Annotated in this window: 24 protein-coding genes; 7 read left to right on the top strand and 17 right to left on the bottom strand. The window is 72.0% G+C overall.

What is annotated here, in order from left to right:
• Positions 1-145: 145 nt before the first annotated feature.
• Both HHX41_RS07020 and HHX41_RS07015 read right to left on the bottom strand, forming a co-directional pair.
• Positions 146-514: a hypothetical protein gene (locus HHX41_RS07020; RefSeq protein ID WP_182905247.1), complete on the bottom strand. Its 369-nt coding sequence runs from the start codon at positions 512-514 to the stop codon at positions 146-148.
• Positions 515-649: 135 nt separating this feature from the next.
• On the bottom strand, positions 650-1126 hold the full coding sequence (locus HHX41_RS07015; RefSeq protein ID WP_182905246.1) for a hypothetical protein: 477 nt from the start codon (positions 1124-1126) through the stop codon (positions 650-652).
• Between the two features lie 649 nt (positions 1127-1775).
• Here HHX41_RS07015 and HHX41_RS07010 point away from each other — a divergent pair.
• From HHX41_RS07010 to HHX41_RS07000, 3 genes are all read left to right on the top strand, one after another.
• Positions 1776-2795: a hypothetical protein gene (locus HHX41_RS07010; RefSeq protein WP_182905245.1), complete on the top strand. Its 1020-nt coding sequence runs from the start codon at positions 1776-1778 to the stop codon at positions 2793-2795.
• Between the two features lie 396 nt (positions 2796-3191).
• Positions 3192-3668 (top strand): hypothetical protein, encoded by a 477-nt coding sequence (locus HHX41_RS07005; protein WP_169985697.1) that lies wholly within the window; start codon positions 3192-3194, stop codon positions 3666-3668.
• Between the two features lie 134 nt (positions 3669-3802).
• On the top strand, positions 3803-4672 hold the full coding sequence (locus HHX41_RS07000; RefSeq protein ID WP_182905244.1) for an arginase family protein: 870 nt from the start codon (positions 3803-3805) through the stop codon (positions 4670-4672).
• Positions 4673-4688: 16 nt separating this feature from the next.
• Here HHX41_RS07000 and HHX41_RS06995 read toward each other — a convergent pair whose 3' ends face one another.
• Genes HHX41_RS06995 through HHX41_RS06975 form a run of 5 tightly spaced genes read right to left on the bottom strand, consistent with a single transcriptional unit; the run spans position 4689 to position 12207 of the window.
• Positions 4689-7496 (bottom strand): DUF5682 family protein, encoded by a 2808-nt coding sequence (locus HHX41_RS06995; RefSeq protein WP_182905243.1) that lies wholly within the window; start codon positions 7494-7496, stop codon positions 4689-4691.
• Entirely contained in the window at positions 7493-8608 is a 1116-nt protein-coding gene (locus tag HHX41_RS06990; protein WP_182905242.1) for an AAA family ATPase, read from the bottom strand. Before HHX41_RS06990 ends, HHX41_RS06995 begins: the two co-directional genes overlap by 4 nt.
• 13 nt (positions 8609-8621) lie before the next feature.
• Positions 8622-10280 (bottom strand): VWA domain-containing protein, encoded by a 1659-nt coding sequence (locus HHX41_RS06985; protein ID WP_310741807.1) that lies wholly within the window; start codon positions 10278-10280, stop codon positions 8622-8624.
• Entirely contained in the window at positions 10277-11704 is a 1428-nt protein-coding gene (locus HHX41_RS06980; RefSeq protein ID WP_182905241.1) for a hypothetical protein, read from the bottom strand. Before HHX41_RS06980 ends, HHX41_RS06985 begins: the two co-directional genes overlap by 4 nt.
• A complete protein-coding gene (locus HHX41_RS06975) occupies positions 11704-12207 on the bottom strand; it encodes a hypothetical protein (RefSeq protein ID WP_182905240.1) in 504 nt (167 codons plus the stop codon). The genes HHX41_RS06980 and HHX41_RS06975 overlap by 1 nt, the downstream gene beginning before the upstream one ends.
• A gap of 144 nt (positions 12208-12351) precedes the next feature.
• On the opposite strand from HHX41_RS06975, the gene HHX41_RS06970 reads away from it, so the two are divergent.
• Positions 12352-13452: a ThiF family adenylyltransferase gene (locus tag HHX41_RS06970; protein WP_220503768.1), complete on the top strand. Its 1101-nt coding sequence runs from the start codon at positions 12352-12354 to the stop codon at positions 13450-13452.
• Positions 13453-13467: 15 nt separating this feature from the next.
• On the opposite strand, the gene HHX41_RS06965 is transcribed toward HHX41_RS06970, so the two are convergent.
• Positions 13468-13926: a nuclear transport factor 2 family protein gene (locus HHX41_RS06965; protein WP_182905238.1), complete on the bottom strand. Its 459-nt coding sequence runs from the start codon at positions 13924-13926 to the stop codon at positions 13468-13470.
• Positions 13927-14012: 86 nt separating this feature from the next.
• On the opposite strand from HHX41_RS06965, the gene HHX41_RS06960 reads away from it, so the two are divergent.
• Entirely contained in the window at positions 14013-14633 is a 621-nt protein-coding gene (locus HHX41_RS06960) for a TetR/AcrR family transcriptional regulator (protein WP_310741806.1), read from the top strand.
• Here HHX41_RS06960 and HHX41_RS06955 read toward each other — a convergent pair.
• From HHX41_RS06955 to HHX41_RS06920, 8 genes are all read right to left on the bottom strand, one after another.
• Positions 14611-15981: a HAMP domain-containing sensor histidine kinase gene (locus HHX41_RS06955; protein WP_182905237.1), complete on the bottom strand. Its 1371-nt coding sequence runs from the start codon at positions 15979-15981 to the stop codon at positions 14611-14613. The genes HHX41_RS06960 and HHX41_RS06955 overlap by 23 nt on opposite strands.
• Positions 15978-16667 carry a response regulator transcription factor gene (locus HHX41_RS06950; protein ID WP_220503767.1) on the bottom strand — a complete coding sequence of 230 codons (690 nt, stop codon included), beginning with the start codon at positions 16665-16667 and terminating at the stop codon, positions 15978-15980. The genes HHX41_RS06955 and HHX41_RS06950 overlap by 4 nt, the downstream gene beginning before the upstream one ends.
• A 100-nt stretch (positions 16668-16767) precedes the next feature.
• A complete protein-coding gene (locus tag HHX41_RS06945) occupies positions 16768-18090 on the bottom strand; it encodes a cation:proton antiporter (protein ID WP_182905236.1) in 1323 nt (440 codons plus the stop codon).
• A gap of 69 nt (positions 18091-18159) precedes the next feature.
• Complete coding sequence (locus HHX41_RS06940) at positions 18160-19515, bottom strand: cytochrome P450 (protein ID WP_182905235.1); 1356 nt, start codon at positions 19513-19515, stop codon at positions 18160-18162.
• Positions 19509-20552 carry an alpha-hydroxy acid oxidase gene (locus tag HHX41_RS06935; RefSeq protein WP_220503766.1) on the bottom strand — a complete coding sequence of 348 codons (1044 nt, stop codon included), beginning with the start codon at positions 20550-20552 and terminating at the stop codon, positions 19509-19511. Before HHX41_RS06935 ends, HHX41_RS06940 begins: the two co-directional genes overlap by 7 nt.
• Before the next feature lie 5 nt (positions 20553-20557).
• On the bottom strand, positions 20558-22126 hold the full coding sequence (locus HHX41_RS06930; RefSeq protein WP_220503765.1) for an NAD(P)-binding domain-containing protein: 1569 nt from the start codon (positions 22124-22126) through the stop codon (positions 20558-20560).
• Between the two features lie 65 nt (positions 22127-22191).
• On the bottom strand, positions 22192-23808 hold the full coding sequence (locus HHX41_RS06925) for a class I adenylate-forming enzyme family protein (protein WP_182905234.1): 1617 nt from the start codon (positions 23806-23808) through the stop codon (positions 22192-22194).
• A 186-nt stretch (positions 23809-23994) separates the two neighbouring features.
• The gene (locus HHX41_RS06920) at positions 23995-24855 is read right to left on the bottom strand and encodes a GNAT family N-acetyltransferase (RefSeq protein WP_182905233.1); all 861 of its coding nucleotides are present in this window, start codon (positions 24853-24855) and stop codon (positions 23995-23997) included.
• Positions 24856-25015: 160 nt separating this feature from the next.
• Here HHX41_RS06920 and HHX41_RS06915 point away from each other — a divergent pair, with 160 nt between their 5' ends.
• Positions 25016-25669 (top strand): GNAT family N-acetyltransferase, encoded by a 654-nt coding sequence (locus HHX41_RS06915; protein WP_182905232.1) that lies wholly within the window; start codon positions 25016-25018, stop codon positions 25667-25669.
• Here HHX41_RS06915 and HHX41_RS06910 read toward each other — a convergent pair.
• Positions 25653-26063, bottom strand: coding sequence for a DUF2000 family protein (locus HHX41_RS06910; protein ID WP_182905231.1), 411 nt, complete (start codon positions 26061-26063; stop codon positions 25653-25655). The genes HHX41_RS06915 and HHX41_RS06910 overlap by 17 nt on opposite strands.
• A 95-nt stretch (positions 26064-26158) precedes the next feature.
• Here HHX41_RS06910 and HHX41_RS06905 point away from each other — a divergent pair, with 95 nt between their 5' ends.
• Positions 26159-26986: an AraC family transcriptional regulator gene (locus tag HHX41_RS06905; protein ID WP_310741805.1), complete on the top strand. Its 828-nt coding sequence runs from the start codon at positions 26159-26161 to the stop codon at positions 26984-26986.

Here is a 26986-nt window from a genome sequence, read left to right as displayed (position 1 = left end):
TCTCCTTCCGCCTCACCGGCGGCCGGCCCGCGAACCCGCGCCGACGCCTTCACGCCGCCTTCGGCCGTTGCCCATCGGCCGAGGACGGCACCCGCTCCTTTCCGGTCCGGTACGTCAGCCCGGCAGGGCATCGGCTTGCCGGGGCTCACGTCGTACGCCGGACGAAGGCGCGGGTGACCGCGGTGCCGGCGTCACTCAGGCAGGCGGCGAGCTCCTCGGTGATGAGCGTCTTCTCGACGCCGACTGTGATTTCGTCTGTCGCGAACTCGGCCACGGCGAGCTCATGGCCGAGATCTCCGCTTCTTCTGACGCGGACGCGAAGCGCCGGCATCGGGCCCGCGTCCTCGACCGGCTGGAGCAGCTTCAGCGTCGCCGTGCCGATCTCGTCCATGGGGATCGTCAGCTCGGGGGCGAACTGCCTCTCGTCGACATAGGCGATGATCCGGTTTTCCTGAAGTGCATGAAGGATTACTGCCGGGGAGCTATGCAACAACTGGGCGCGACGGAATTCCACTGATGGTTGCGACGGCGATGACACGTATCATCCACCATATCCTTTCTGGCAATCACGTCCCCGATCGTTTCGCTGCTCGTTGCCAGGAAAGTTTGACGCATCAACCCCACCGAAGGCGACCGTACATCCGGAACATCACGTTTCCTCCCTTTCCGGATCGGCCGGCGCGCCATTGATCGCCTGCATGAGTTGATCGGCAAGGCGTGCTGACTGTTCGCTCGTATACCCCTTGGGCACGCGAAAGATCAGGCGTTCTCCGACTCCGGTCCGGATGTCGGCGATGTCCCACCCGATCCACTGGCTGATCGCCAGTGCCTTGACGCTGTCCGGGTCCATTTCGAGGCCGGCCGCGAGAGCCTCCAGGCGCCAGAGATCAGGCATCCGCGACACCCGGCCACTCAGCACATCGGTAATCCACTGAGCGGTGAGGCACTGACCTGCGCTTCCGCTCACTGACCTCAGTGCGAGCGTACGGATGCTCATCCCCTTGTCCGCCACATACTCGCGGATGCAGTCGCTCAGGGGGGTGGGGGGCTGGTCGGGTGTCACGCGCTGCGACGGCATTCGGTTGTCAGCTCCTCGAATCTTTCTGTCCGCGATCGCCACCATCATGCCCGCTAGATCCTGACGACAGGGAGCAAACCTCGACGAAGCATGGGATCAGTTGTGTCAACAAGATGCGTCATATAAAGCCATCGCGCACAAGATTTATTCGCTGGAACCTTCCGTTTCACGTGCGGCCGTGCGCTCGGTCGGATTAGAGTGCGACCTGCAGTCGAGACGTCAGCAGAATCTGATGATGCAGTTTCCATCGGAGAGGTTCGCTATGGCGGGAAAGCCGCAGATGCACCTTCGGAGCGTGGCACTCTTGCGCGCCTTGATGGTCGGCCACAGTCACAGCGTGGCCGATTTCGCTCGCCGGGCAGCACTTACCAGACAGTGCATCGACGGTCTGCTCAAACGAGGCACGTGCCGCCGCACCACGGCGGACGCCATCGCGGCGGCAGCGGGGGTGCGGACTCTCGACCTGTTCCGGCCTTCAGTGTCGTCAAAATTTGCTGACACTGATGAGGGCTCGTGATCCCGTTACCTGTCTCCGATCCGGGATCACCTGATCCTCCGCGGAGGCTCTCACGGGGAGTCCGACTCGAATCGCCTCGACTGCGGTCCTGCGCATCCCGCTACGCCGTCACCACACCGCCGGCTGCCGGGATGTGTGTTCGATCCGACAGCAGCACCACCTCATGAAAGGAATCGTCTCTTGACGATGAAGAAAGCCCTCCTCACGGGGGCACTCGCCACCGCTGCAATCGTCACCCCCGCGGTGCTGGCCACCGGAGCCGCGAGCGCGGCGAGCACGGCCTCGCAGGCGACGAGCAGCATCTCCCGCCCGATCGACACCCCCAGGCGAGGACCGGATCCGCGCGCGGACATCCGCGTCCACCATTTCGTCCTGAAGGGCAAGACGTACATCCTCCCCAGCTGCCAGTACGTCGTCAACGGCGGCGTCTACGTCTCGCCGTCCTGCGGGGCGGGCCTGACCCGGCCGGTGTACATCCTGAGCGGCCGCACCTACGCCCTGCCGGGCGAGTGGTGCGATCAGGCCGTCAGCGGCCTGCCCGGCCGCTGGTACGGCCTCCCCGGCTACCAGCTCGGGGACGGCGTCCACGAGTACATCGTGGCCGGCCGCACCTACATGCTCCCCAGCTGCCAGTACGTCATCAACGGCGGCGTCTACGTCTCGCCGTCCTGCGGAACGGGCCTGACCCGGCCCGTCTACTTCGTCAGCGGCCGCTGGCTGCCCCTGCCCGGTAGCTGGGGGTGCGACACGTCCCTCGGCCTGCCCGGCCGCTGGTACGGCCTTCCCGGCCGTGTCTTCGGGAACCCGGGCCACAACTGGGGCGGCAGCTCCTGGGGCGGCCGCTGGGGACGCGGCAGCTGGGGCAACTGGGACGGCTGGGGCCGCTGGGGCCGCGGCGGTGACCACGGTGGCTGGGGCCACGGCAACACCGGCGGCTGGGGCCACGGCGGTCCCGGGGGCTCCGGCGGTCCCGGCCAGGGCGGTCCCGGCGGCCCCGGTCACGGCGGCCCTGGCGGTCCGGGTCAGGGCGGTCCCGGCGGTCCGGGTCAGGGCGGTCCCGGCGGCCCCGGCCAGGGCGGCCACGGCGGCCCGGGTCAGGGCGGCCCGGGTCAGGGCGGCCCGGGGGGCGGTAGCTGGGGCGGCCACGGCGGTCCCGGCGGCTCCGGCGGTCCGGGTCAGGGCGGCTGGGGGCACCGCTAACCGCTCGCCCTGGTGTCAGCCGGCGCGGTGAACGGACATCCCACAGCGCCGGCGACGACAGCACCGAAATGCTCTCGGCGGATGCGCGCCATCCCCGAGAAAGGCGAGGGGCGTGGGGGTAGCTAGTGGACGTCCCTCGTCCGGTTCGCGGCGGAGCTGCCTTCCGGGACACCGGATGATCGTTGACATCCACGCCCCGCTACCTGGGGCAGGGGCGCGGATGGAAACGCGCCGCGAGAGAGCGGCTGCGACCGGCATCGTCGCAGCCGCTCTCCTTTGTTCCGTCTCACCCGTGGACCGTACCCGCGTCCCGGTCACGTCACCCCGGCGACGGCGCGACCGAGCCCCCGCCTCGGGGACGAATCCCGGTACGGCCTCCGACGAAGGGAAGCCCCGATGACTCTGGACTGGTGCATCGAGGTGGCGCTGCTGAGCCTGCTCACGTTCTCGTCCTGGCCCCCGTCCCGCGCCGGCCTGATCCGGCGGCAGCCGCGCCTGCTCAGCGACGTCGTCGAAGCCGAGTTCGACCAGCACACGCGCCTGTACGTGCTGACGCACGTCCGCGCCGGAGGCTCCACCACCACGCCCCTCGTCGCCAATTGGGACCAGATCACGGCGTACGCGGCACACTGTTCCAACGAGATCGACACTCTTTACGTATGCGTGCTGCACGGCCTGCAGAAGTGGTACTGGCAGTGCGGCCTGAAGACCGACGCCCCGGCCGACACGACCGGAGGCAGACGGACCGGGAGCCGGCGGCACGCCAAGCCGTACGAGTGCCGGCAACGGATCGACGCCGTGCTGGAGGCACTGGAGGACCGGCGTACGCCGTCGGCCTGCCGGTTCCGCCGGCGCCCCAGAACCACTGGGTGAGGAACACCACCGGCGAGGACCCGACCACAACGGACCCGGCATGACGGGCCCACCACGACGCGCACGGCACCCCCGTCCGAGCGCGACGCGTACGGGCCCCGCCCGGGCAGGCGTGGGCATGGAATGATCAGACGGTGCTTCCGACCGCGGTGCTTCAGGTGCCCCAATGGCAGGGGTCGAGCGTCGAGGACGCACGGCTCCTGTCCCTCGGCGCCGAACGGCTGGCCTCTCTGCTGACATCCAGCGAGCCGCCCACCGAACCGCCCACCGGGCCGTCCGTCAGGGTCGTGCGGGTGCCCGTCCCGGACACCGCGGGCACCGAGCGGGACGGAGTCCGGGCCCTGGACGTCCTCAACACCGTCGCCGCCCGCACCCGCGCCGCGCTCGGCGAGTGCGGCACGGCCACGGTCGTCACGGTCGGCGGCGACTGCGGCGTGCAGGTGGAGCCGGTGTCGGCCGCCCTGGAGCGACACGGCGACGGGCTGACCGTCGTCTGGTTCGACGCCCACGGCGATCTCAACACGCCCGGATCCTCACCCTCGCATGCCTTCCACGGCATGGTCCTGCGCACCCTGCTGGGCGAAGGGCACCCCGATCTGGTTCCACCGCGGGCCCTGCACCCCCGGCAGGTGATCCTCGCCGGAGTTCGCGCGCTGGACCCGGCGGAGCTGGCCTACGCCGCCGACGCGGGCCTCGCCCGGCACACCGTGGCCGAACTGACGGCCGATCCCGGCGTCCTGGTCCCGGCCGTCGCCGCCGGGGGCACCGCCGTCTACATCCACATCGACCTCGACGTTCTCGACCCGGAGGAGTTCGGGTCGCTCAGCTGTCCCGAGGCCGGCGGTCTGTCCGTCGCGGCACTGCGGGACGCCGTACGCGCGCTGACGGCCCGCTTTCCCCTGGCCGGCCTGGGGATCACCGAGTACGCCCCCCGCCGGGAGGAGGACCAGGCCGTCCTCGCCTCGCTTGTCCCCGCCCTGCTCGCCGACGCCGCCACCGGGTGAAGGCGCGGGTGCAGGCTCACGCGCCGAGCAGCGCGGCGACCGCGCCGGTCGTCGCCGGATGCCGGTCGAGCAGGGCCGCCACCTCGCCGTTTCCGTGCCCGGTGCTCCCCCACTCCGCCGTACAGCCGAGCAGCACGGCGACGGCGTCGCACGCCCCCGGGTGCCGGGCCAGCAGCGTGGACACCGGCCCGCTCGGCGCGGCTGCCGCCCGGGCCGCTCGGACCGGCGCGGCCGGCCGTTCCCAGGGCGGGGTCCAGGCGTCCAGCTCGGCCAGCGCGCCGGGGAAGGTCCGCCCGGCCTCGCGGACGAGGACGGGGACCAGCTCGGGCGCGTGCTGCCGCAAGGTGCAGATCAACGTCGGCAGCCACGGCAGCAGAACCGGGTCGGGCAGTCGCGCGAAGGCCTTCGACAGCGCCTCGACCACGAACGGCGCGAGGCCGGGCACGGGTTCGAGCGCCTGGACGAATCCGCTCACATAGAGCGGATACGCCGGCACGACGAGTGGGTTGGCCAGCAGCTCGTCACAGCGGGCGCGCAGCTCTTCCCTGGTCAGCAGGCCCAGCTGCGTCTGGGCGGCCCACAGCAACGCAACCTTGGCCGGGTCCCGTGGATGCGACTGCCGTACGGCCAGTTCGAGCTGAGCCCGGTCGCAGCCCAGCGACAGCGCGAGGCTCTCCAGTGTGAACAGGAAGCCGAGCATCGCCCCGACCTGGCGTACGCCGGTCTCATCGTCCGCGAAAGCGGTGGGCAGCAGCGTGCAGTAGTGCGAGTACCCGGCTGTGACGAAGTCCTCGCACCAGGCGGGCAGCTCCGGTTCGCTCGCCCGGTAGTAGGTCAGCAGCCGCCTGATGCGGCGCAGCACCTCGGGAGCGTCGTCCACGGTGCGCTCGGCGGCCAGCAGTTCGACCGCGCAGGCGCCGAGTTCGCCGGGCAGGCGCCGGCCGCCCACATAGAGGATGGCGTCCTCGACGGCCGCGAGCGCCGCCCCGGCGGTGGCCTGGGGATCCCACGCCATGCGGCGCAGCCGCTGCTCCAGCACCTGCTCGACCGTGACGCCCTCGTAGCCCAGCTCGACGATCTCCCGCTGGTGCCGGCCGAGCGCCACGTCCCAGCTCTCCTGGATCGGCCGCTCGCCGAGGCGGCGTGCCCCCATGATCGGCCGGAGCGCACCGTCGGGCAGCAGGTGGCGCAGCGTCCACAGCAGGTCCGAGCACGGCTCCAGCTCCGGGTCCGCCCTGAGGTCGAGCAGCACCCGCTGCTGCGTGCGCCTGGTCAGGTCCAGCCCGAGGGGCTCCAGCCGGTCGTACACGTCGCGGGCCAGCGGGGGCAGCGCGTCGTAGCCGACCATCCCGATCTTGTCGCCGCCCAGGAGGATCTCGCACAGGCGCCGGACGTCCCGGCGGCCTGGCACGGCGTCCTTCTCGATGCAGGTCACGGCCGCGTCGGCGAAGTCGTACGGCGTGGGCCTGGCCCGGCCGCGCAACCCCGCGAGCAGGATCGACGTCTCGAACACGGCGATGGCGTCGGCCGTACTGGCCAGATAGCCGTTGCGGCGGGCCAGCCGCACGATGTCGACGCACCATCCGCGCAGTTCGTCCTCGTCCAGGCCGTCGAGCGCGGGCGGGGCGGCGAGGAACCCCGACAGCCGGTCGGCCGCCGGCTCGGCCGCGACGGGCGGTGCGGCACTGCCGCCCCGCTTGCCGCCCTGCTTGGCCCGGCCGCCCTGCTGCCCCTCCAGCCGGTACGGGGTGACGCCCCCGCGCCTGACCGCCTTGGCCCACGTGGCGGCGGCGATGGACACCGAGCCCTGGGCCAGGCCGAACTGCGCCTCGATCGCCGAGTGGCTGGAGGGGATCAGCCCGTGCAGCCATCGGGTGCCCGTACGCGGGGCGATGGTGTACGGCGGCGCCTCGGACCGCAGGCCGAACTCCGCGACCGTGCTGACGGCATGGAAGGCTCCGCACACGTACAGGCAGTCGGCGGGGTCCGCGCCCGACTCGGCGAGGTGCTCGCGGATGCGCGTCCACATGTAGCGCTCGCGTTCCTCGTCGACGGCCAGGCGGCCGTGCCCGTCGGGGCGGAGCCGCCGGAACAGGCTGCCGATCAGCGCCATCGCCTGGCGGTAGGTGTCGTAGTCCGCTCCGGTCAGCGGCTGTTCGACGTACTGGTCCCACCACTCCGACCAGTGCCGCACCTTGCCGTGGTGCAGCAGGTGCTTCTCCAGCTCGGCGAAGCGCGGCCGCAGGTCGCCGATCTCGACGCCGACGGCGTCACCGTGCAGCGCCACATCGTCACTGTGCAGTGCCGCCTCGTCGCCCTGCGCGGCCTGCTCGTGCGGATCCGGACCATCCGTCTCCTGCGGCAGCCACTGGAAGACGTGGTCCACCGAGCGGTCGACCAGCACGATCTCGACGCCGGGGGTGTCGAGCGCATACGCGATCGCCTGGTACTCCGCCGACGCCTCCGTGACCGGCGCGATCACGCTGAGCGGTCCGGAGCCGGCCGGGAACCCGTCCAGCTGGGTGGCGAACGCCTGCAGCGCCACCGGCAGCCTGCAGTTGCGCAGCTCGTCGAGGAGCGGGCGCATGTCCTCGCACAGCTCCAGGTAGACGACCTTGGGCCGCTTGTCGCGCAGTCGCCGGGTCATGGCCAGGGCGGAGGCCGGCGAGTGGTGGCAGACCGGGAAGATCTCCAGCTCCTCGCGCAGCATGCGGTCGACGTCGTCGACCATGCCGGACAGGATGCCGGCCAGGACGTCCCCGCCGCCGGAAAAGGCCTCGGCGGCGTCGAGAAGCTGCCCGCGCAGGGCGTCGAAGGTGCTCATGACAGCGTCGAGATCGCCTGACGGCCGCCGTCGAGGAACCGCGTCCACTCGCCTCCGTCGTTCCTGCTGCGTGGTTCGACCACCCCGTGCCAGTACTTGTTGAGGATGGCCAGGTCTTCGGGGGCGCGCCTGGCCAGGGAGCCCACCAGGGCGCCGGCCAGCGTCTCGGCGCGCAGCGTGCGGTCGCCGAAGAAGTGGCTGTGCAGGATGGCGTCCTCCAGCACGCCGATCTGCTCGGCGGTGGACAGGGCCGACTCCAGCTTCTCGTCCTCGCTCGTGGCCGAGGCCGCCGCGGTGCGCAGGTCGGCGAAGCTCTGCAGCAGGATGTCCAGCAGCGCCGGTGGCACGTCCAGCTCGATGCGGTGCCGGCGCAGCAGTTCGATGGTGCGGAAACGGACGATCTCCGCCTCGCTGGCCTTGCTCGTCACCACGGGGATGCGGACGAAGTTGAACCGCCGTTTCAGCGCCGAGGACAGGTCGTTGACGCCCCGGTCGCGGCTGTTGGCGGTGGCGATGATCGAGAATCCGGGCTTGGCGAACACGGTGTTGTCGGTGTCGAGCTCGGGAATGGAGACGTACTTCTCCGACAGGATCGAGATCAGGGCGTCCTGCACGTCGCTGGTGGCGCGGGTCAGCTCCTCGAATCGGCCGATCATGCCCTGTTCCATCGCCGTCATGATCGGCGAGGGGATCATCGACTCGCGGGACTGGCCCTTGGCGATCACCATCGAGACGTTCCACGAATACTTGATGTGGTCCTCGGTGGTGCCCGCCGTTCCCTGCACGACCAGGGTGGAGTCGCGGCAGATGGCGGCGGACAGCAGTTCGGCCAGCCAGCTCTTGCCGGTGCCGGGGTCGCCGATCAGCAGCAGGCCGCGGTCGGAGGCGAGCGTCACGATGCTGCGCTCGACGAAGCTCCGGTCGCCGAACCACTTCTGCGGAATCTCGCGGTCGAGGCCGTCGGACCGTTCGCTGCCCAGCACGAACAGCCGGACCATCCGGGGGCTGAGCCGCCAGGAGAACGGCTTGGGGCCGTCGTCGACGGACTCCAGCCAGTCGAGCTCCTCGGCGTACTTCACCTCGGCGGGCGCGCGGAGCATCTCGTTGGTCATGTGAAGGGGTCTCCTAGGCGAGGAAGTTCTTGAGTTCGAACACGAGCTTGCGGATGTGGCCCGAGATCACCGGCGTGCCCAGGTCCTTGAGCTTCTGCCGGAACCAGGGGTTCACGCTCTGGTGACCCGAGCTGTTCACCGAGCCGACCGGGATGAACCTGACCCCGGAGCGGTGCACCGCCTGGATGCCGTCGAACAACGGCTGGGACCGGTCGAACTCGTAGAAGTCCGAGATCCACACCATCACCGTGTTGCGCGGGTCGGCGATCTTCGGCTGGGCCATGGCCATCGCGACGGGGCCGTCGTTGCCGCCGCCCAGATTCGTGCGCAGCAGCACCTCGAACGGGTCGTGCACCCACGGCGTGAGGTCGATCGCCCGCGTGTCGTACGCGATCAGGTGGACGTCCACCTTGGGCAGCCCGGCGAAGATCGACGCAAGGATCGTGCAGTTGACCATGGAGTCGACCATCGACCCCGACTGGTCCACCACGACGATCAGCCGGGCCGGGGTGGTCCGGCGGGCGGTGTGCCGGTAGTAGAGCCGGTCGACGTAGAGCCGCTGGTCCTCCGGGTTCCAGTTGGTGAGGTTCTTCCAGATCGTCCGTTCGATGTCCAGGTTGCGGAACACCCGTTTGGGCGGCACCGACCGGTCGATCGTCCCCGCGCCGGCCTTCTCGACCTGCGTGCGCAGCACCTCGGCGACCTCGTCGACATACCTGCGGATCAGCGCCTTGGCGTTGGCCAGCGCCACGCCCGACAGGTTGGCCTTGTCGCGCAGCAACTGCTCGACCAGCGACATGCTGGGCGTGAGCTGCCGCGCCAGGGCCGGATCCGCCAGAACCTCGCGCAGCCGCATGCGGCTGACCAGCCCGGCCTCGATGTCGGCCAGCACCTTGGCCAGGTCGCCGCCGACCCCGGCGCCGATCTCACGGCCGGTCCCGCCGCCGGGCCCCTGCCCGAACCCGGCCGCCGGCCCGGTGTGCGGTCCGGCATCCGGTCCGGTCCCGGCCTGCGCCCCGGACGCGCCGCCCGGCTCTCCGGCACCCGTTTGCGCGCCCGTTCCCGATCCGGGTGCCGTGCCCGCTCCCGATCCGGGTGCCGGCCCCGCGCACAGGGCCCGCTTGAGCCAGGCGGCGTCCTGCTGCCAGGTCGCGAGCTGGGTGGCGCTGACGTCACCCGCGCCGGTGGCGAAGGCGTTGAGCAGCAGCTTCGAGACGAGCGCCGCCCGGCGCACCTCGCCGCCCGGCGCGTGCTCGTCCGGCGTGAGCAGGGTCTCGAACTCGGCGGCCAGTTCGGGGAAACGCTGCACCAGCGAGTCGACCGACACGGCAGGGTCGAGCAGCCCGGCGGGCAGGCCCAGGTCGCCGACGACCGCGACGCTCGCGGTCTCCAGCGCCGGCTGCTCCTCGTGATCGAACAGCCGGGCCAGCAGCCGCCAGTAGAGCAGCTGACGCCGGTTCCTGTCGGCGTTCGTCGGTCCGCCGTCCCCGGCAGGGGAACCGGCCGCGGAAACGGCCACGGAAACGGCCACGGAAACGGCCGCGGAAACGGCAGGCGGCGCGGACGCCGCAGGACCGGGGTGCGCGGTGGCGTCCCCGCCCGTCGGCGGGTGGGCGTCCGTGGAGATGTCGTCGCCCATCGCCTGGGCGCTCGTGGAGATGTCGTCGCTCATCGTCGCAGCAACCGCCCGGCTCGCTCCCGCAGCACGGCCACCGCGTCCGCGGCTTTGGCCTCGGCCTTGGCCGCCTTGGGGTCGGTGGGGCCGAGCGCCCAGTCACCGGTGGCGACCACCACGGTCTCGCGCTTGACCTTCACCTGCACGGCCAGCGGTTGCAGCGTCCAGCGGCCGCCGTCCCACCGGAGCAGCCCCACGCACGCCGACGAGGCCGCCACCAGCTTGGGCGTGAGCGGGCCGCAGTCGGGCAGCCGTTCGGTGTCCACGACGATGACGGCGCCGCCGAGGTCGAAGGAGCCGTCCCCGGTGACCTTGTAGCCCTCCACCAGCACGGGCTCGGCGATGCGTACCGGTGCCCGGTCGAGCGGCGGCACCGCCGGGCCGAGCGCGCCGGGCAGGCACAGCCGGGCGGTGGCCAGCGGGTCGGCGGGCTTGCTCACGAAGGCGCGGTCGTCGTCCCAGACGAGGTCGCCGCTGTCGAGCAGGGGCACGTCCGCGATCTCGATGCAGCGGCGGTCCGCCAGCGCGGCCAGCAGCACCTTGTGGCGCTGCGGCAGCTTCCACAGCGCGGGCCCGACGATGGTGTCGACCTTGGCCACCGTGACGGAGGTGCGCACCAGCCGGGACCGGCCTCCGTCGGCGGGTTCCAGGACGGCGTGCACCTGGAACTGGACGGCGGTGCCGTGTTCGTGCACGTCGACGCCGAGCACCAGCAGCCGTCCCGACACCGTGGCGGCGGGGCCGGGCTCGCCGGTCAGTACGCCGTCCTGCGACAGCAGCACGGCCCGGGTCCACAGGTCGGCCCAGCGCCGCACGGGCAGGTGCTCCGCGGAGCCGATCGGGCAGGACGCGCGCAGTTCCGCGGCGAAACCGTCCAGCAGCACCGCGAGCCTGCGCAGCGCCGGTGCGCCGAGCAGTGCCTCGATGACCTGGTCCGCCGCGGAGACGAGGTCGTGGTCGACGCCGCGCCAGCCGGTGATCGCCAGCTCGCGCAGCCAGGAGCGGACGCCCTCGAGCGCGTTGCCGGCGGGCTGAGCGCCGGAGTCGCCGGACGCGGGGCCCCCGGATGTGGACGTCCATTCCGCGCGCTCCCGGCCCAGAGCCGTGTCCAGGCTCGTGAGCAGGGCGTCGTGGACGGCGCCGGACAACGCGATCCGGCCGCCGGCCAGGATCGTCAGGTGCTCCTGGGTGATCGAGCCGGACACGACCGCGTCGGCGGCCTCCGCCAGCCGAGCACCGAGGGGAGTGGCCGCGAACGCCGCGGCCAGCGCGGTCACCGCGCCAGCGCGCTCGTCGGCGAGCCGGGCGAGGCCGTGCACCAGGGCGTCGTCGAAGCCGTCCAGCAGTGCGAGCGCCTCTCCGGCTCCCTCGCCGGCGGCATCGGAGTCGCCGAGCAGGGCGGCGAGCTGTACGGCGAGCATCAGCGCACCGTCCCCGTGGCCGGGAACCAGTGCAGCTCCGGGATCGGCATGGTGGTGTCGGGCACCTCCAGGTAGGCCAGGTGACGCAGGAACCGGCTGAACACGACCGCGGCGGGGGCGGGCTCATGGATGCCGCGCAGGCAGTCGGCCAGCTCCGCGCCCTCGGGGACCTCCGCCCGCAGATAACGGGACACGCGGTCGGCGCCGTACTGCAGGACGGCCTCGGCGACCAGGGCGCGCAGGTGCTTGCACGGCGCGCCGTACAGGCCGCCGCAGGGGCGGTTGTTGTTGGTGCTGCAGTTGTAGTTGTGGGTGCCGGCGGCGATGGAGGAGACGTAGACCCGGCCGATGTCCGAACCGCTCGACACCACGCCCTGCAGCCTGCCGTCCGCCAGCTCGACGAAGGGGACCTTCGCCAGCTTGCGCGGCTGGACCGGCGGCACCACCCGCAGCCTGCTGTTTCGCGCCCACACGGTCGCGCCGTCGGGGGAACGCTCTGTCATGATCCGGAACGTATCCGAGCCGTACGACAAAACGGCTCGGCCGCCCATCCAGAGTCTTGACATAGACGGACACTTACAGAAAGATCCACCTGTCGATTCTTGTCCCGCTCGCGATGCCGAGAGGTCCCCTTGCGGTTGCCCCGCGTGAAAGCCCAGCACCGCCCCCACAGGTACGGCAACGACCGGATCCGGATAGGCGGGTCGGTCAACGGCGTGACAGCGGAGATCAGCGATCCGGACGGCCACGCCTGGGCGGCCCTGAACGCGATGGACGGCACGAGGACCCCGGAGGAGGTCGTCGCCCGCCTGCATCGCGCGTTCCCGGGGCTGACCGAGGCCGAGGCGGCCGACGTCGTCGACCTCCTGCTGAGCTCGGGGTGTGTGGAGGACGCCGCCGGCCCGCGGCCCGAGGAGCTCAGCCTGCGGGAACTCGAACGCTACTCGCGCAACGCGGCGTTCTTCCGCGACGTCGATCCCACCCGCCCCGAGCGCGGCTGGGAGGCGCAGGTCCGCCTCAAGCGCTCCCGTGTGCTCGTCCTCGGCCTGGGCGGGACCGGCAGCCACACGGCCTGGGCGCTCGCCGCGTGCGGCGTCGGCGAGATCCACTGCGTCGACCGCGACCCGGTCGAGCTGCCCGACCTGACCCGCCAGGCCCTCTACCGGGAGTCCGACATCGGCAGTCCCAAGGTGGACGTGGCCGCCGCCCGGCTCGCCGAGGTCAACTCCTCCGTCCGCGTCACCGCGGAGGCCCGGCCGGTCGAGTGCGAGGAGGACATGCTCGACCTCGTACGCGGGTTCGACGCGGTGGCGATGTGCGCCGACGAGCCCGCGGGCAGGGGCGGCATCCGCGTCTGGGCCAACCGGGCCTGTCTGTCGGAGAAGATCCCGTGGGCGCTCGGCGGCTACAACGGCCCGCTGGTGAGCGTGGCGGCCTTCACCCCCGGCGGCCCGTGCTACGAGTGCCTGACCGCGAGCGTCGACGCCCCTCTCGCGCCCGGAATCCCCGTCGACCTCGGCGGGCCGGGCGCCATCGCGCCCTCCGCCGGGGTGTCGGGCCATCTGACCGCCCAGGCGGTCGTCGCGTTCCTGACCGGGATCCCGGCGACCTCGGGCAGCTACGTCACCGGGATCAACCTCGCGGCCCCGGACCAGCACGTCTACACGCGTCATCCCGGGGCGCCGGACTGCCCCGCCTGCTCGCCGGACGCGCTCCGCGCCGGATCCCTCGGCAGCATGGCCAGGTAAACGCCCGGGCCACGGTCAGGCGAGCGGAAGGCCGGCGCCGCGTTCGGACTCGGGGCGCGGCCCGCGGATGCGCCGCTCGCTCTCCTCGATCGGCATGTCGTTGATGCTCGCCTCCCTGCGGCTCATCAGGCCCTCGGCGGTGAACTCCCACAGCTCGTTGCCGTAGCTGCGCCACCACCGGCCGTCGGCGTCCTGCCACTCGTACTGGAACCGTACGGCGATGCGGTCGCCGCCGAACGTCCACAGGTCCTTGCGCAGGGCGTAGTCCTGCTCGCGCTCCCACTTGCGGCGCAGGAAGGCGACGATCTCCTCCCGTCCGGTCAGGAACTCCGATCGGTTGCGCCACACCGAGTCCTCGGTGTACGCGAGCGCGACGCGTTCCGGGTCTCTGGTGTTCCAGGCGTCCTCGGCGGCCTGGACCTTCTGCCTGGCGGTCTCCTCGGTGAACGGCGGAAGCGGCGGGCGTGTGCTCATCGTGGCTGTCCTTCCAACACGGGAGAACGATCGTTCTCCCTACGTATCGTAGAGAACGAGCGTTTTCCTCGGTGAGGAGGGGGCGGGTGGACGGGACCCGACGGGTGCGGATGGACGGAGAAGAGGCGCGCCGGCGCATCCTGGACGCCGCCGAGCGGTTGTTCTACGCGCGGGGCATCCAGGCCGTGGGCATGGACCAGGTCCGCGACGCCGCGGGGGTCTCGCTCAAGCGGCTCTACCAGTGCTACGCGTCCAAGGACGCGCTGGTGGAGGCGTACCTGGAACATCGCGACCGACGGTGGAACGACGCTCTGTCCGACCATCTCGGCAGTGTCGGGGAGCCCCGCGAGCGCGTGCTCGCCGTCTTCGGCTTCCTCGCCGAGTGGTTCGGCACGGCCGACTTCCGCGGCTGTGCGTTCGTCAACGCCTTCGGCGAGCTCGGCCCGGCGTCACCGCCCGTCGTGGCGGCGGCGCGGGCGCACAAGAACGCGCTGCGGGGAAGGCTTCGCACGCTCACGGCCGAGGCGGGGGCCGCCGATCCGGACCTGCTCGCCGACCAGCTTCTGCTGCTGGTGGAGGGGGCCATCGTCGCCGCCGCCATGGGCACGGCCGCCGACCCCGCGGAGCGGGCCCGGTCCGCCGCCCGTGCGCTGCTCGACGCCGCGGCCGCGCCCGATCATCCCCTCACCGCGCATTGGCCCTCGTGAGCACGCTCCGCCATCCGCGGAGGACTACAGGCAGGCGTCGCCGGGGCCGGAGGCGGTCGCCTCCGGCGTTCTGTTCGTCTCGCTCCGCGGCCGCCGGGGCAGGAAGACCGATCCGGGACAGGTGCGGAGCGGGGTCCGGCGCCGCCCGAGGGAGACGGATGGTGAAGGTGGCTCCGGCTCCCGGCCGCCCGTCCACGTCGATCGCGCCGCCGTGCGCGTTCATCACCTCGCTCACGAGAGCCAGGCCGATGCCGAGACCTCCGGTGTGGGGCGCGCCGACATGCCTGACCAACAGGCGCTCGCCGTCACGCGGGTCCAGCCCCACGCCGTCGTCCCGCACACTGAGCTGAACGGTCTGCGGCCCCGAACACACGCTCACCCAGATGTGGCCGCCCGTGGAGGTGTGGCGCAGTGCGTTGTCGAGGAGCGCGGAGATCACCCGGCGCAGCGCGGACGGCGCTCCGCACACGACGTGATCGCCGGGATCCCGCCGCAGGTCGATGGTCACCCCGCGCTGCCCGGCGCGGGCCGCCTCGGCGTCGGCCGCCTCCTCCGCCAGGGCGGCCAGGTCCGCGGGCCCGAACGGCCGGCGGCTCTGCCTGAGCTGGGTCGACAGCAACAGGTCCTCGATCACCTCGCCCAGCTGCCCGATGCCGGTGACCAGCCGGTCGACGTCGCCCACGACGAGAAGAGGATCGGGCTCCCGTCTCAGGCGCCGGGCGGCGAGCTGCGCACGGACGTGCAGCCGGGTCAGCGGGCTGCGCAGTTCGTGGCTGACGTCGGCGGTGAACCGGCGCTGCCGGTCGAGGGCCTCGCCCAGCGGCGCGATCGCCCGGCGGGCGAGGACCTGACCGATCAGCAACGCCACCAGCAGGGCCGCGACCTCGGCCGCGCAGAGCGTGCGCAGCAGCCGCTGCCGCTCGGTGACGGGGTAATACAGGTCCATCACCGCCTGCAGGGGCACGTCGCCGCGCCGCTGCGTACGGACCAGGTACGTGTGGCCGCCGACTTCCGCGACGTCGACCCGGGTGCGGCCGTCGGCGGCGACCCGGTCGAGTGTCTCGCGCACCGGCAGGCCCTCCGGCGCCCCCGGGGATCTCCGCACGGTGTCCGCCCGGAGTTCGAACAGCCATACGCAGGGCGGCGGGTGGTCCATCGGGGCCGACATCGCGGCCACGGCCAGATCGCGCCGGGCGGTGGCGTCCTGCGCGTCGGCCACCACGCAGTAGACCAGCGTGCCCAGGAGGGTGATCGCCAGCGTGAACACGGCCGCCACCTGCGCGGTGATCCGGCGGCGGGTCAGGATGAGCAGGCGCCGCTCCGGGTCGGAGGACCGTGTCGTCTTCACAGCTCACCCAGGCGGTACCCCACGCCCCGCACGGTACGGACGACGCCGGGCCCCAGCTTGGTGCGCAGGTAGTAGACGTAGGTGTCCACGATCGACTCGGTCCTGGCGCCGTCGAAGACCCGCTGCCGCAGCGAGGTGCGCGTGTGCACCTGCCGGGGGCGGGCCGCCAGCGCGTGGAGCAGCCGGCACTCCTGGCCGGACAGTGTCACCTGCTCGCCGGACGGCAGCCGTACGACGCAGGACGCGGAGTCGAGCCAGCCGGCGCCGAGCGGCAGCAGCGTCGCCTGGTCCAGGTTCCTGCGGTGCAGGGCGCGCACCCTGGCCAGCAGCTCGTCGATCTCGAACGGCTTGACCAGGTAGTCCTCCGCGCCCGCGTCGAGTCCGGTCACCCGGTCGGCGAGAGCGCCGAAGGCGGTGAGCATCAGCACCGGCACGGTGACCGCCTGGCGGCGCAGCCGCCGCAGCAGATCGAGCCCGTCGACCACGGGCAGCCCGCGATCGATGACCATCGCGTCGTAGCCGCGGGTCAGCGCCAGGTGCAGGCCCCGCTGGCCCTCCAGCGCCAGGTCGACCGTGTAGCCCTGGTCGGTGAACACCTCGACCAGCATGTCTCCCAGCTCGCGGTCGTCCTCCACGAGCAGCAGGCGCCGGGAGCGCGGTTCGGATGTCCCCGGTATCCGTGCCACCGACCAACCGTGTCACCGATATCAGGAGATATCCAGACTTCGGAATTCCACTCCAGGGAAATCGCCCTCTATTCCACGAATGTCCGACTCTCCGGTGAAATTAAATGAAACCGGTTTCTCCCGCCGCCGCCCCCATCCGGGCCGCACTACCCACGCTGCCCGCATCGGCTCGCTCGTGGCGCTCCGGCAGCGCCAGTTTGTACAGCGGCAGGGCCCCCGCGGTGGTGAGCACGGCCACGAGGACGAGCATCGCGAAGAGCTCCTGCGTGATCATCCCCTGCGCCAGGCCGATGTTGATGAAGATGAGGATCATCAGTCCGCGGGCGTTCATCATCGCGCCCATGGCCCAGGATTCGCGCCAGCCGAATCCCAGCGCCCGTGTCGCCAGCGAGCAGCCGAAGTACTTCCCGCAGAAGGCCAGGGTCAGAATCAGCGCGAACGCCAGGAGCGCGGAGCCCCCGGCGATGCCGCCGAGATGGGTGTTCAGCCCCGAGAACGCGAAGAAGACGGGCAGCAGCAGGGTCGATACGACATCCATCATCCGGTCGTGCAGCGCGGCGCGGAACGCCGGCTCGCGCGGCATGGACAACCCGGCGACGAAGCCGCCGAACACCGAGTAGACGCCGATCGCGTCGGTGATCCACCCGGCCGCGAGCGGCACCAGCACGATCACGTACACGGCGCCGGCGCCGAGGCGCCCGGTACGCGCGACGCGGCGGCCCAGAGGGCGCAGCAGCGGAGCCACCACCCCGAGCATCACCGCCGCGAACACCCCTGCCAGGGCGATGGTGCGCAGCGTGTCGCCGGGACCGCCGCCCAGGTGCGCCGCCGACAACGCGGCGAGCAGGCACCAGGCCACGGCGTCGTCGATGGAGGCGGCGAGCAGGGCGATCCGGCCGATGCGGGTGTTCTGCAGCCCGCGTTCGTACAGGATCCTGGCGAGCATGGGGAACGCGGTCAGCGACAGCGCTCCCCCGAGGAACAGGGCGAACTCGATCCGGCCGACGTCCGGCCGGGAGAGGCGGTCCCACAGGACGAGACCGGCGGCGCCGCCGAGGACCAGCGGTGAGCCGATCCCCGACGCCGCCAGCACGCTCGCCTTGCGCAGCTCGCCCGGCGCCCGGGCGTCGTGGTCCATTCCGGCCCCGACCAGGAACATGTACAACGTCAGGCCGAGGGTGCTGAGCACGTACAGGACCGGTCTGACCTCGGCGGGGAACAGGGCCGCCTGGGCGCCGGGGAACAGCGCGCCGAGGAGCGTCGGCCCGAGCAGGACGCCGGCGACCATCTCGCCGACGACGCGCGGCTGCATCACCAGGGTGGCCAGCCGGCCGCACAGCGCCGCGGCCAGCAGGATGACGGCCAGGGCCGGCAACACCCTGAGGGCCAGCTCCAGGTTGGGGTCGGCAGTGTGCGCCTCCACTGAAAGGAGGGCCGGAACGGGCATGGCATGTGCCTCCGCTCGTGGTCGGGCCTGGGATCGGCCGGTCGTCTACGTGCCCTCGGGACGGGCGTCGCGGGTGAAGTGGCGCTCGCACAGACGCAGCCGACGCGCGTCCCACACCATGTACGTGCCGAGGACGAGCTGCACGAGGCTGCGCCAGACGTCCTCCCAGCCGTCCCGCAGGCGCATGGACAGCAGCGTCAGGCGCCGTCCCGGCCCGCGCCCTGCGGCCGGCGGGGTGAGGAGGCACGGTCCCCGGTTGGGCAGCGACCGGGTGTGCCCCGCGGTGGTGTCGAGCGCGTACGCCCGCAGGACCTCCCGCGTCGCGACCCGCATGGCGAGCGGCGCGAGCCGCCACGCCGGGCAGGGACGGTTCGCCGGCATGCCGAACGGGATGTGGTTGAGCTCCCTGACCGGGGTGTGCCCGGGGGCGAAGCGGCCGGGATCGAAGCGCTCCGGATCGGGGAAGCCCGAGCGGTGGAACGCGGGGTAGTCGAAGCACAGCACCGAGCCGGCCGGGATGGCGACCCCCTCGCCCAGGGGGATGTCGCCTTTGGTGACGCGGTGGGCGATGCCGAAGAGCGGGTAGAGCCGCAGCGTCTCCGCGATCACCTGGTCGAGGTAGTGGTCGTCGCCGCTCCGCGCCCTGTCCTGTACGTCCGGATGCTGGGCCAGGGCCATCAGCACGTGAGCCATGGCCTCCGACATCTGCACGACAGCGGTGGTGAAGAAGGCCCCATGGAGATACAGCGCCTGCTCCCGGGGTGTCAGGCCCGCCGGGAGCTCGTGCCTCACCCTGGGCAGCGACTCGACGAGATAGGCGGTCAGCCGGTCGCGCCGGTCCATGTGCCGCAGGCCACAGCACTTGAGCGCGGTCACGACGTCGTCCGCGTTGCCGACGATGAGGTCACGGACCTGCGGCGGGCACGGCTCGCCGAAGACGAGCTCGTAGGAGAACTCGGCCCAGGCCGGCATCATCAGATCGCGCAGCCGGACCAGCCCGCGCCCGCCCTCCAGTGCCCGGCGGACGCACCGGCGGGTGAGCTCCTCCACCTGCGCCCGCGGCAGGGACAGGATGCGGCGGGTGGCCAGGGCGACGGCGTCGTACCGCTCCCCCGCCTCCAGGTGCTCCTGGTGCATCTCGGGCCCGGGCGACAGCCAGTACCAGAACAGGTCGGACAGGACGGCTCCTTCGCTGCGGCCGGAGGCCGCCGGGTGGGAGTAGATCTCCCTGAACCGGTCGACGCCGACGAGGTCGCCGGGGACCGCGATGCTCTCCTCGCCGTTGATCCTCGTGAACACCCACCCGCGCAGCGCGACGACGCGCCCGGGGAGCCACCGGGGCAGGCTGATCACGACGATGGCCCCAGCCACCCACAGCGCCACCCACACCGCCGTCAGCATCGCCGCACCAGCCCCGGCTCCAGGTCGTGCGGCGAGGCCAGGCCGCACAGAGTGAGCGCGTGCTCGACCTCGTCCCGCAGCAGCCCGAGCACGCGGGCCACGCCGCACTCGCCGTCCGCCGCCAGGCCCCAGACCACCGGACGGCCGACCGCGACGGCGGACGCGCCGAGCGCCAGCGCCTTGACCACGTCGGTGCCGCGCCGGATCCCTCCGTCCACCAGCACCGGTACGGCCCCGCCGACGACGGCCACGATCTCCGGCAGCAGGTCGACGGTGGCCGGGACGGTGTCGAGCTGCCGCCCGCCGTGGTTGGAGACGTACAGCGCCGCCACGCCGTGGTCCAGGGCGAGGCGCGCGTCGGCGGGGTGCGTGACGCCCTTGAGCACGATCGGCAGCCGCGTCATCCGCCTCAGCGAGTCGACGTGCTCCCAGGAGATCGCGGGCGACATGACGATCGGCCGCACCGACTCGGCGTCGCCGTCGCGCAGGTTCTCGCAGCGCATGCCCTCGGGCAGATCGTCGAAGCCGCGGCGCACATCCCGATCCCTGCGGCCACGGGCGGGGGAGTCCACGGTGACGACCAGCGCCGCGCACCCGGCCGCCTCGGCGCGCCGGACGATCGCCTCGGTAAAGGCCATGTCGGGCTGGACGTAGAGCTGGAACCACAGGGTGGCGCCCGGCGCCGCGGCCGCGACGTCCTCGACGGCGACGGTGGCGGCCATGCTCACGATCATGATGGTCCCCGCGGCGGCCGCCGCGCGGGCCGTGGCCTTCTCCCCCTCGGGGTCGGCGAGCCGGTGGAACGCGGTCGGCGCCACCAGCACCGGCATCTCCGCGCGGCTGCCCAGCAGGGTGACCCCGATCCGCGGACTCCCCGCGCCGCGAAGGACCCGCGGCAGCAGCGCGAGCCGGGCGAACGCCGCCTCGTTGGCCTTCACGGTGACCTCGTCGCCGGCCCCGCCGGCGATGTAGTCGTAGTGGGCGGGGTCCAGCCGGTCGCGGGCCGCCGCCTCGAACTCCCGGATGGTCGTCAGCACGGCCGTCACACCGAGACCGGGAGGCTCTGACGCGTGAAGAAATCCCGGAGCGGGCGCAGGTGCACCTCATCCGAGGTCCAGTCGTTCTCCAGGTTCTCGGTGACGTGGTGGACGGCCTCCACGACACCGCCCCGATAGCGGCGTACGACGGGGTGGAGGTAGTGGCCCTCGTGCGCACGCTCCGCGTCGCTCTGCCTGATCCGCCCCACCGAGAGATCGAAGGGGTCGACCTGGTCGTGGTGCGGGCCGTACTCCAGGGTGATCGCGAAGTGGCCCGCGTCGCCGATCGGCGGACCCTGCAGGTCGATCGGCAGCTCCTCCAGGTAGCGCATGCCGCCGAGCCCGTCCGGGACGATCACGTCGGCCAGCACCCCGAACTGCTGCCACAGCGCCGAGCTGCGGTTGACCCGTTCGAGCACGGCCGCCGCGAGCGCGTCCGGATCCGCGGGGAGGTCGCGGCCCGGCCAGGGGACGCCGTGATGCCTGTTCTCCAGCATGCGGTGCAGGGCGCGTACGCCGTACCGGAAACCGTGGATGAACCCGTTGGTGCCGCGCTTGAAGTCGAGCGACTGGGTGATCGTCCCGGCGAAGTGGAGGTCTGGCACGTTGACCGACTCGTACGCCGGGGTCAGGGCGGGGAACCTGTCCCCGATCGCCAGATCGGGACGGCACTCGGGCGAGAAGATGGAGGCGTCGAACCGGAAGCCGGTGCAGACGATCACCCGGTCGTACGGGATGTCCTTGGTGACCTCGTCGGCCCGGACGAAGGCCACCGTCACCAGGTAGGAGCCGTCGGCCCGGCGCTCGATGCGCCTGACGTCGCCGTCCAGCACGGCGTTCTGCAGTTTGAGCTGGTAGGTGTCGAGGAAGTTGTTGTTGACCGCGCGCAGGTGCCCGACGAAGTGGGTCCGCCAGGCCAGGCGCACCGGGTGCGGTCCGGCCACGTGGACGACCGCGGCGGTCTCGATGAGGTTGTCGGCGGTCTCGAAGGCCGAGTTGGCCTTGCCGATGACGAGCACCCGCATGTCCGTGTAGTCCGCGGGATCGGTCGAGTGGGTGCTGTACTGCTCGGCGGTCTCGATGCCGGGGATGGGCGGGACGTTGGGCCGGGAGACCCCCGTCGCGACGATCACCCGCCGCGCCCGGTACGTCCGGCCGTACTCGTCGGTCGCGAGGAAGGGGCCTTCGGCGTCCGGGCGCGCGACCTCCGCGACCCGCGCGTCGTACGTGACGTGCAGGCCCTGCAAGGCGACGAAGTCCTCGATGTAGCGGACGAAGTCCTCGGCGGCGGGGAAGTAACGGTCGCTGTAGCGGGTGAACAGGAGACGGGGGTCGTCCGAGAGCAGCGAGTTCCAGTCCATCCGGAGGTTGAGCTCCGGGTCGTCCCATCCGGTGTGCTTCTTGTTGATGGAGATGAGCGTGCGATGGCGGGGGAAGGTCCGGAAGAACGCGCCGGGCTCGGGCGCCGCCTCGAGGATCCGGTAGGCGCGCCCCGCCCGGTGCAGGAAGTGGCCCATCTGCAGGCCCGCCGGTCCGGCGCCGACCACCAGGTAGTCCAGGATGTTGTCCGGCACTGACGCCTCCCTCACTGGGATGGTTGAAGTTTCACCAGTGTTGGCGGGCGATTCTCAGAGATGGATCAGAGCGCCGTGGACAGATGCCGCTCCAGCAGGGCACGCTTGTCCGGTTTTCCGCTCGGCGCGACCGGCACGGAGGCGACCGTCGTGATCGTCCGGGGGACGCTGTCCGCGCCGAGCTCGGCGCGTACCAGCTCTGCCAGGGCAGCGTGGTCCGGAGTGCGGCCCGGAGCGGGGACCACGAACGCGTGGACGGCCTCTCCGGTCCGCTCGTCCGGCGCGCCGGTCACGTACGCCTCGGCCACGTCGGGGTGGCCGGCCAGCGCCCCCTCGATGGGCCCGGCGTAGACGACGATCGCGTTCACGATGATCACGTCCCTGGTCCGGCCGGCCAGGTACAGCAGGCCGGTCTCGTCGAGGTGCCCGAGATCGCGGGTGCGCAGCCAGCCGTCCCGCAGCACGTCGCGGGTTTCCTCCGGCTGGTTCCAGTAGCCCGCCATCAGGAAGGGGCCGCGCACGTGGATCTCGCCGGTGCGTCCCGTGGCGACCGGGCGGCCCTCCTCGTCGCGCACGCTGATCTCGACGCTGGGGTGCGGGCGTCCGACCGAGGTGGGCGCGTCGCGGCCCTCCCCGGGAGGGAGCATGGAGATGACCCCGGCCTCGGTCGCGCCGTACCCCACGTAGACGACGGGGCCCAGCCGGTCCAGCGCCTCGAGCAGCCGATGCGGGCTGACGGACGATCCGGAGACCGTCAGCGCGCGCAGGCTGCCGACGTCGACCGGCTCCTCACGGAGCAGGTCGAGCATCTGACACAGCCGGGGCACGGTCACGATCGCGCCGGTGATCCGGTGCCGCTCGATCGCGTACGGGAACAGCGGCCGGCCGTCCTCATCGGGGATCACCGCGGTGCCGCCGCCGAGCAGGCACGGCGCCAGGAAATCCAGCACCACCAGGCTGGACAGCGTGCCGAACAGCATGTAGCGGTGGAAGGACTCGTCGAAGCCGGGCGCGATCGACGACCAGCCGCGATGGCTGGACCAGTGCGCGGCCAGAGCCCGATAGGTGAGCACGCAGCCCTTCGGCCTGCCCGTGCTGCCGCTGGTGAAGGTCAGCAGGGCCGCGTCGTCCGGGCGCGCCGTGACGGCGGGGAAGCGGTCATCGCCGGTATAGGCGTCGTCGCCGGTATGGGCCAGGATGTCGGCCGCCCCGGCCACGCCGGGAGCGGGCCCCAGCGACAGCACCGTGGCCGGCCCGGCGGCGTGGAGCAGTTCCGGTGTCGCCGTCGACCGGTCGAGGACCACGGCGTCGACTCCCACGCCGAGGACATCGGCGAGCTGGCCGGGCGTGTACCCGGGCTTCACGCTCACGACGCGGCAGCCCAGCACATGGGCGGCCATCTGGGCGGCGAACCCTTCCGGTGACAGACCGGTGCGGACGGCGACGCCACTGCCGGGGCCGAGTCCCACGTCGCGCATCGCGCCGGCCATGCGTCCGATGAGCTTCAGCACCTCGCCCCTGGAGACGATCCTGCCGCCCTGCTCGAAGGCGGCGGTGTCGGGTGAGTCGCGCAGCGCCTCCAGCAGCACGTGCGGGAACGCGCCGGCGGCGTGCTCGGGCCCGCCGTGGTCGGCAGGCTCGCCGCTCTCGTGGTGCGTGGCGCGGGTGACGGGATCGTCCATGTCCGGTTCCTTCGTCTCGCGAGGCACCCGCCCGCGGCGACGACACGACCCGCCGCGGCGCGGGCGGCCGGTGTCCCACCGGCTGCCGCGACCGTAGGCGGCACAGATCAGAGCCGGATCAGAACGCGCCCGCGGGCCGCCCGTGGGAGCGGCCCAGTGGGAGCGACCCGGTGGGAGCTGCAGAGTTCAGCCCATCGCGAGCATCATCGGAGCGAACATGCGGGTCCGGTCGCCGGGGAGCGGCCTGCCGCCGTGGACCATGAAAGACGTCGAGAACGCCTGTGCCATACCCCGCTCGCCGAGCCAGGCCAGCAGGCTCGGCCGGGTGCGCTCGGCCTCGATCCGCACCAGGCCCTCGGCGTTGCGGGCGAGGTCCGTGACGAGCGCGCGGGCGGCCGCCTCGCCGTCGGCGACCACCGGCCCGATGAACAGCGTGTTCATGCTGCGCCACGACACGGCGTAGCCGGTCGGCCCCGTCTCGTCCTCGGCGACCCTGACCTCCTCGGCGAAGGCGAACAGCCGCGCCAGCAGTGCGGCCCGGTCCGCGCCGAAGACCTCCGCGTCGAGCGCGAGCAGGGCGTCGAGATCGGCGTCGAGATCGGCCGGCCTCGACAGAACGGGATCGTCCCCGGGGCGCAGGCGCCCCACGCGTGCCTCCGTCACGCCCAGCGTCTCGAATCCGAGCTTCTCGTACAGCGGCCGGCCGAGTTCGGTGGCCCAGAGGAAGACGGTCGCGTCACCGGCCGTGTCGAGCACATGCGTCATCAGCCGGCGGCCGAGCCCGCGTCCGCCGTACCGGGTGGCGACGAGCATCATGCCGATGCCCGCCGCGGCCGTGCCGTACCGGGTCAGCGTGACCGTGCCCGCCAGCTCTCCCGACGGGGCGTCGATCGCGTAGACCTCGGCGTTCTCCAGGAGGAACAGCCACTTGCGCTCCTCCCGGGCCCAGGCCCTGTCCTGGCTCAGGGCGAGGCACCGATCCAGGTCCTCGGGTCCGAGCCGGCGGACCGGAAGCTCGGCGGCCGGTGTGGTGAGCGGGTCAGGCATACGTGCGTGTCCTTGTCCGCGCCGGTTCACGGCCCAGGCGCTCGTGGCGGCCTTCGAGGCTAACCGCATCCCCCACCCTGGGGATACCGGTTTTCCCCCTGGCCACGGCGCCGGGGAAAACCGGTGTCCGGCACGCTCCGGATCTTGCCAGGATCGTGCCATGCGACATTGGCCGCTCTTCGCGCTCAGACTGACGACGCCCCGGCTGGAGCTGCGCCTGCCCGGCCTGGACGACCTGGACGAGCTCGCCGACCGCGCGGCCGAGGGCGTCCACGACCCCGCAGAGATGCCGTTCGGCGTGCCGTGGACGGACTCCCCGCCACACGAACGCGCCCGCTCGACCGTCCAGATCCACTTCCGGCAGTGGGGCACCTGGTCTCCCGACGACTGGAGCTGCTCCTTCGTCACCGTGTGGGAGGGCCGCGTGGTCGGCGTGCAGGAGATGCGGGCCCGCGACTTCGCGGTCACCCGGGAGGTCGCCACCGGTTCCTGGATCGGCCTGCGCTTCCAGGGCAGGGGCATCGGGACCGAGATGCGCGCGGCCGTCCTGCACCTCGCCTTCGCCGGGCTCGGCGCCCGGTACGCGACGTCGTCCGCCTTCGTCGACAATCCACGGTCTCTGGCGATCTCCCGGCGGCTCGGCTACAGGGAGGACGGACTCGCCGTGGAGAAGCGCAGGGGCGAGGCCGCGCTGCAGCGGCGGCTGCGGCTGTCGCGTGACGAGTGGACGCCCCTCGACGGGTTCGAGATCCACGGCCTCGAACCCTGCCTGCCCCTGTTCGGAGTTCCGAAGAGGATCACGGATGCAGGGTGAGCCCTTTGAGCACCTTGTCCGCCGCGTTCCTGAGGCCGTACACGGCCAGCCCGACGAGCGGCATCTCCTCGGCCGTGACGGCCCGTACGGCGGCCCGGTTGTCCACGTCGTTGCCGGTCTCGAACATCTCCTCGATGTAGACGGCCACGGCGAGCCCACGCTCGACGGCACGGGCGCGCGCCCGGGCCAGCCCGGCGGGGTCTGCGGCGTAGACGAGCACGGGCTGGCGGAACATCGGCAGGTAGGAGGTGCCCGAGCCGTCCTCGTACGGCTCCCCGGTCACCTCGGGGACTCCCCCCACGACCGCACTGGCCAGGAACGCCGTCACGTTGAGCTTCTGCCACGCGGCCAGGTCCTCCCGGACCACGATGCCGATTTTGGTGTCGAAACGCATGGGCATCAGGCTGCCTCCCGGCGCACGGACCGTCTTGTACGCTCGTGCGCCATCCGGGTCGGGCAAGCGGCCGCCGATCCGCGCACAATAGTGCCGTGGCACAGGACTGGTCCCGCTACTGGCGCTCTCCCGACCGGTCGCTGGAGGCCATGCACGCCCACTTCGCCCGGCACGTCTACCACCGGCACAGCCACGAGACGTACTCCTTCGGCGTCACCGAGGAGGGCAACCAGGCGTTCACCTGCCGCGGGGCGGCGCATACCAGCGTGACGGGCACGGTCATGGCGTTCAATCCGGACGACCCGCACGACGGTCATGCCGCCGACGCCCTCGGGTTCACCTACCGGATCATTCACATCGGGCCGGAGCTCGTCACCGCCGTGCTGGGCGACCTGGCCGGGCGGGAAACGGGACCGCCCTTGTTTCCTCACCCCATCGTGCGCGACGCGGAGCTCGCGGCCGGGCTCAGGGCGCTGCACACGGCCCTGCTCGCGGGCGCCGGCTCCCTCCGGCGGGACGAGCTGCTGACCGCCGTCGTCTCCTCGATCGTCCGGCGGGCCGCCACCCGGCCGGTGCGGGCGTTGGAGGCCACCTCCGCGGACGCCCGCCGCATCGCCGAGCGGGTGCGCAGCCGCCTGCGGGACGCCCCCCTCGCCGAGGTCACCGCCGACGACCTCGCCGCCGTGACCGGGCGCAGCAGGTTCGCGGTCTACCGCGCCTTCCGTGCCGTGTACGGCATGGCGCCCAGCGACTACCAGCGCCTGCTCCGGTTGCGTACGGCCCGGCGGCTGATCGCCCAGGGCCGTTCACTGAGCGAGGCGGCGGCGGATGCGGGATTCGCCGACCAGAGCCACCTCACCCGGTGGTTCGCCCGCTGTTACGGCGTAAACCCGGGAGATTACCGGGCGGCCGTACGGGCCTGA

Source organism: Microbispora sp. H13382 (genome assembly GCF_014161445.1).
In the GTDB taxonomy this organism is placed as follows: domain Bacteria; phylum Actinomycetota; class Actinomycetes; order Streptosporangiales; family Streptosporangiaceae; genus Microbispora.
This window is presented reverse-complemented; position numbering and strand designations above follow the sequence as displayed.

Excerpts from the sequence above, each read along its gene's own strand:
- HHX41_RS06965 (WP_182905238.1), bottom strand. The coding sequence starts at position 13,926 with ATGAGCACACGCCCGCCGCTTCCGCCGTTCACCGAGGAGACCGCCAGG.
- HHX41_RS06980 (WP_182905241.1), bottom strand. The coding sequence starts at position 11,704 with ATGCTCGCCGTACAGCTCGCCGCCCTGCTCGGCGACTCCGATGCCGCC.
- HHX41_RS06910 (WP_182905231.1), bottom strand. The coding sequence starts at position 26,063 with ATGCGTTTCGACACCAAAATCGGCATCGTGGTCCGGGAGGACCTGGCC.
- HHX41_RS06925 (WP_182905234.1), bottom strand. The coding sequence starts at position 23,808 with ATGGACGATCCCGTCACCCGCGCCACGCACCACGAGAGCGGCGAGCCT.
- HHX41_RS06985 (WP_310741807.1), bottom strand. The coding sequence starts at position 10,280 with ATGAGCGACGACATCTCCACGAGCGCCCAGGCGATGGGCGACGACATC.
- HHX41_RS06915 (WP_182905232.1), top strand. The coding sequence starts at position 25,016 with ATGCGACATTGGCCGCTCTTCGCGCTCAGACTGACGACGCCCCGGCTG.
- HHX41_RS06940 (WP_182905235.1), bottom strand. The coding sequence starts at position 19,515 with ATGCTGACGGCGGTGTGGGTGGCGCTGTGGGTGGCTGGGGCCATCGTC.
- HHX41_RS06990 (WP_182905242.1), bottom strand. The coding sequence starts at position 8,608 with ATGACCAACGAGATGCTCCGCGCGCCCGCCGAGGTGAAGTACGCCGAG.
- HHX41_RS06975 (WP_182905240.1), bottom strand. The coding sequence starts at position 12,207 with ATGACAGAGCGTTCCCCCGACGGCGCGACCGTGTGGGCGCGAAACAGC.
- HHX41_RS07015 (WP_182905246.1), bottom strand. The coding sequence starts at position 1,126 with ATGATGGTGGCGATCGCGGACAGAAAGATTCGAGGAGCTGACAACCGA.
- HHX41_RS06995 (WP_182905243.1), bottom strand. The coding sequence starts at position 7,496 with ATGAGCACCTTCGACGCCCTGCGCGGGCAGCTTCTCGACGCCGCCGAG.
- HHX41_RS06920 (WP_182905233.1), bottom strand. The coding sequence starts at position 24,855 with ATGCCTGACCCGCTCACCACACCGGCCGCCGAGCTTCCGGTCCGCCGG.
- HHX41_RS07005 (WP_169985697.1), top strand. The coding sequence starts at position 3,192 with ATGACTCTGGACTGGTGCATCGAGGTGGCGCTGCTGAGCCTGCTCACG.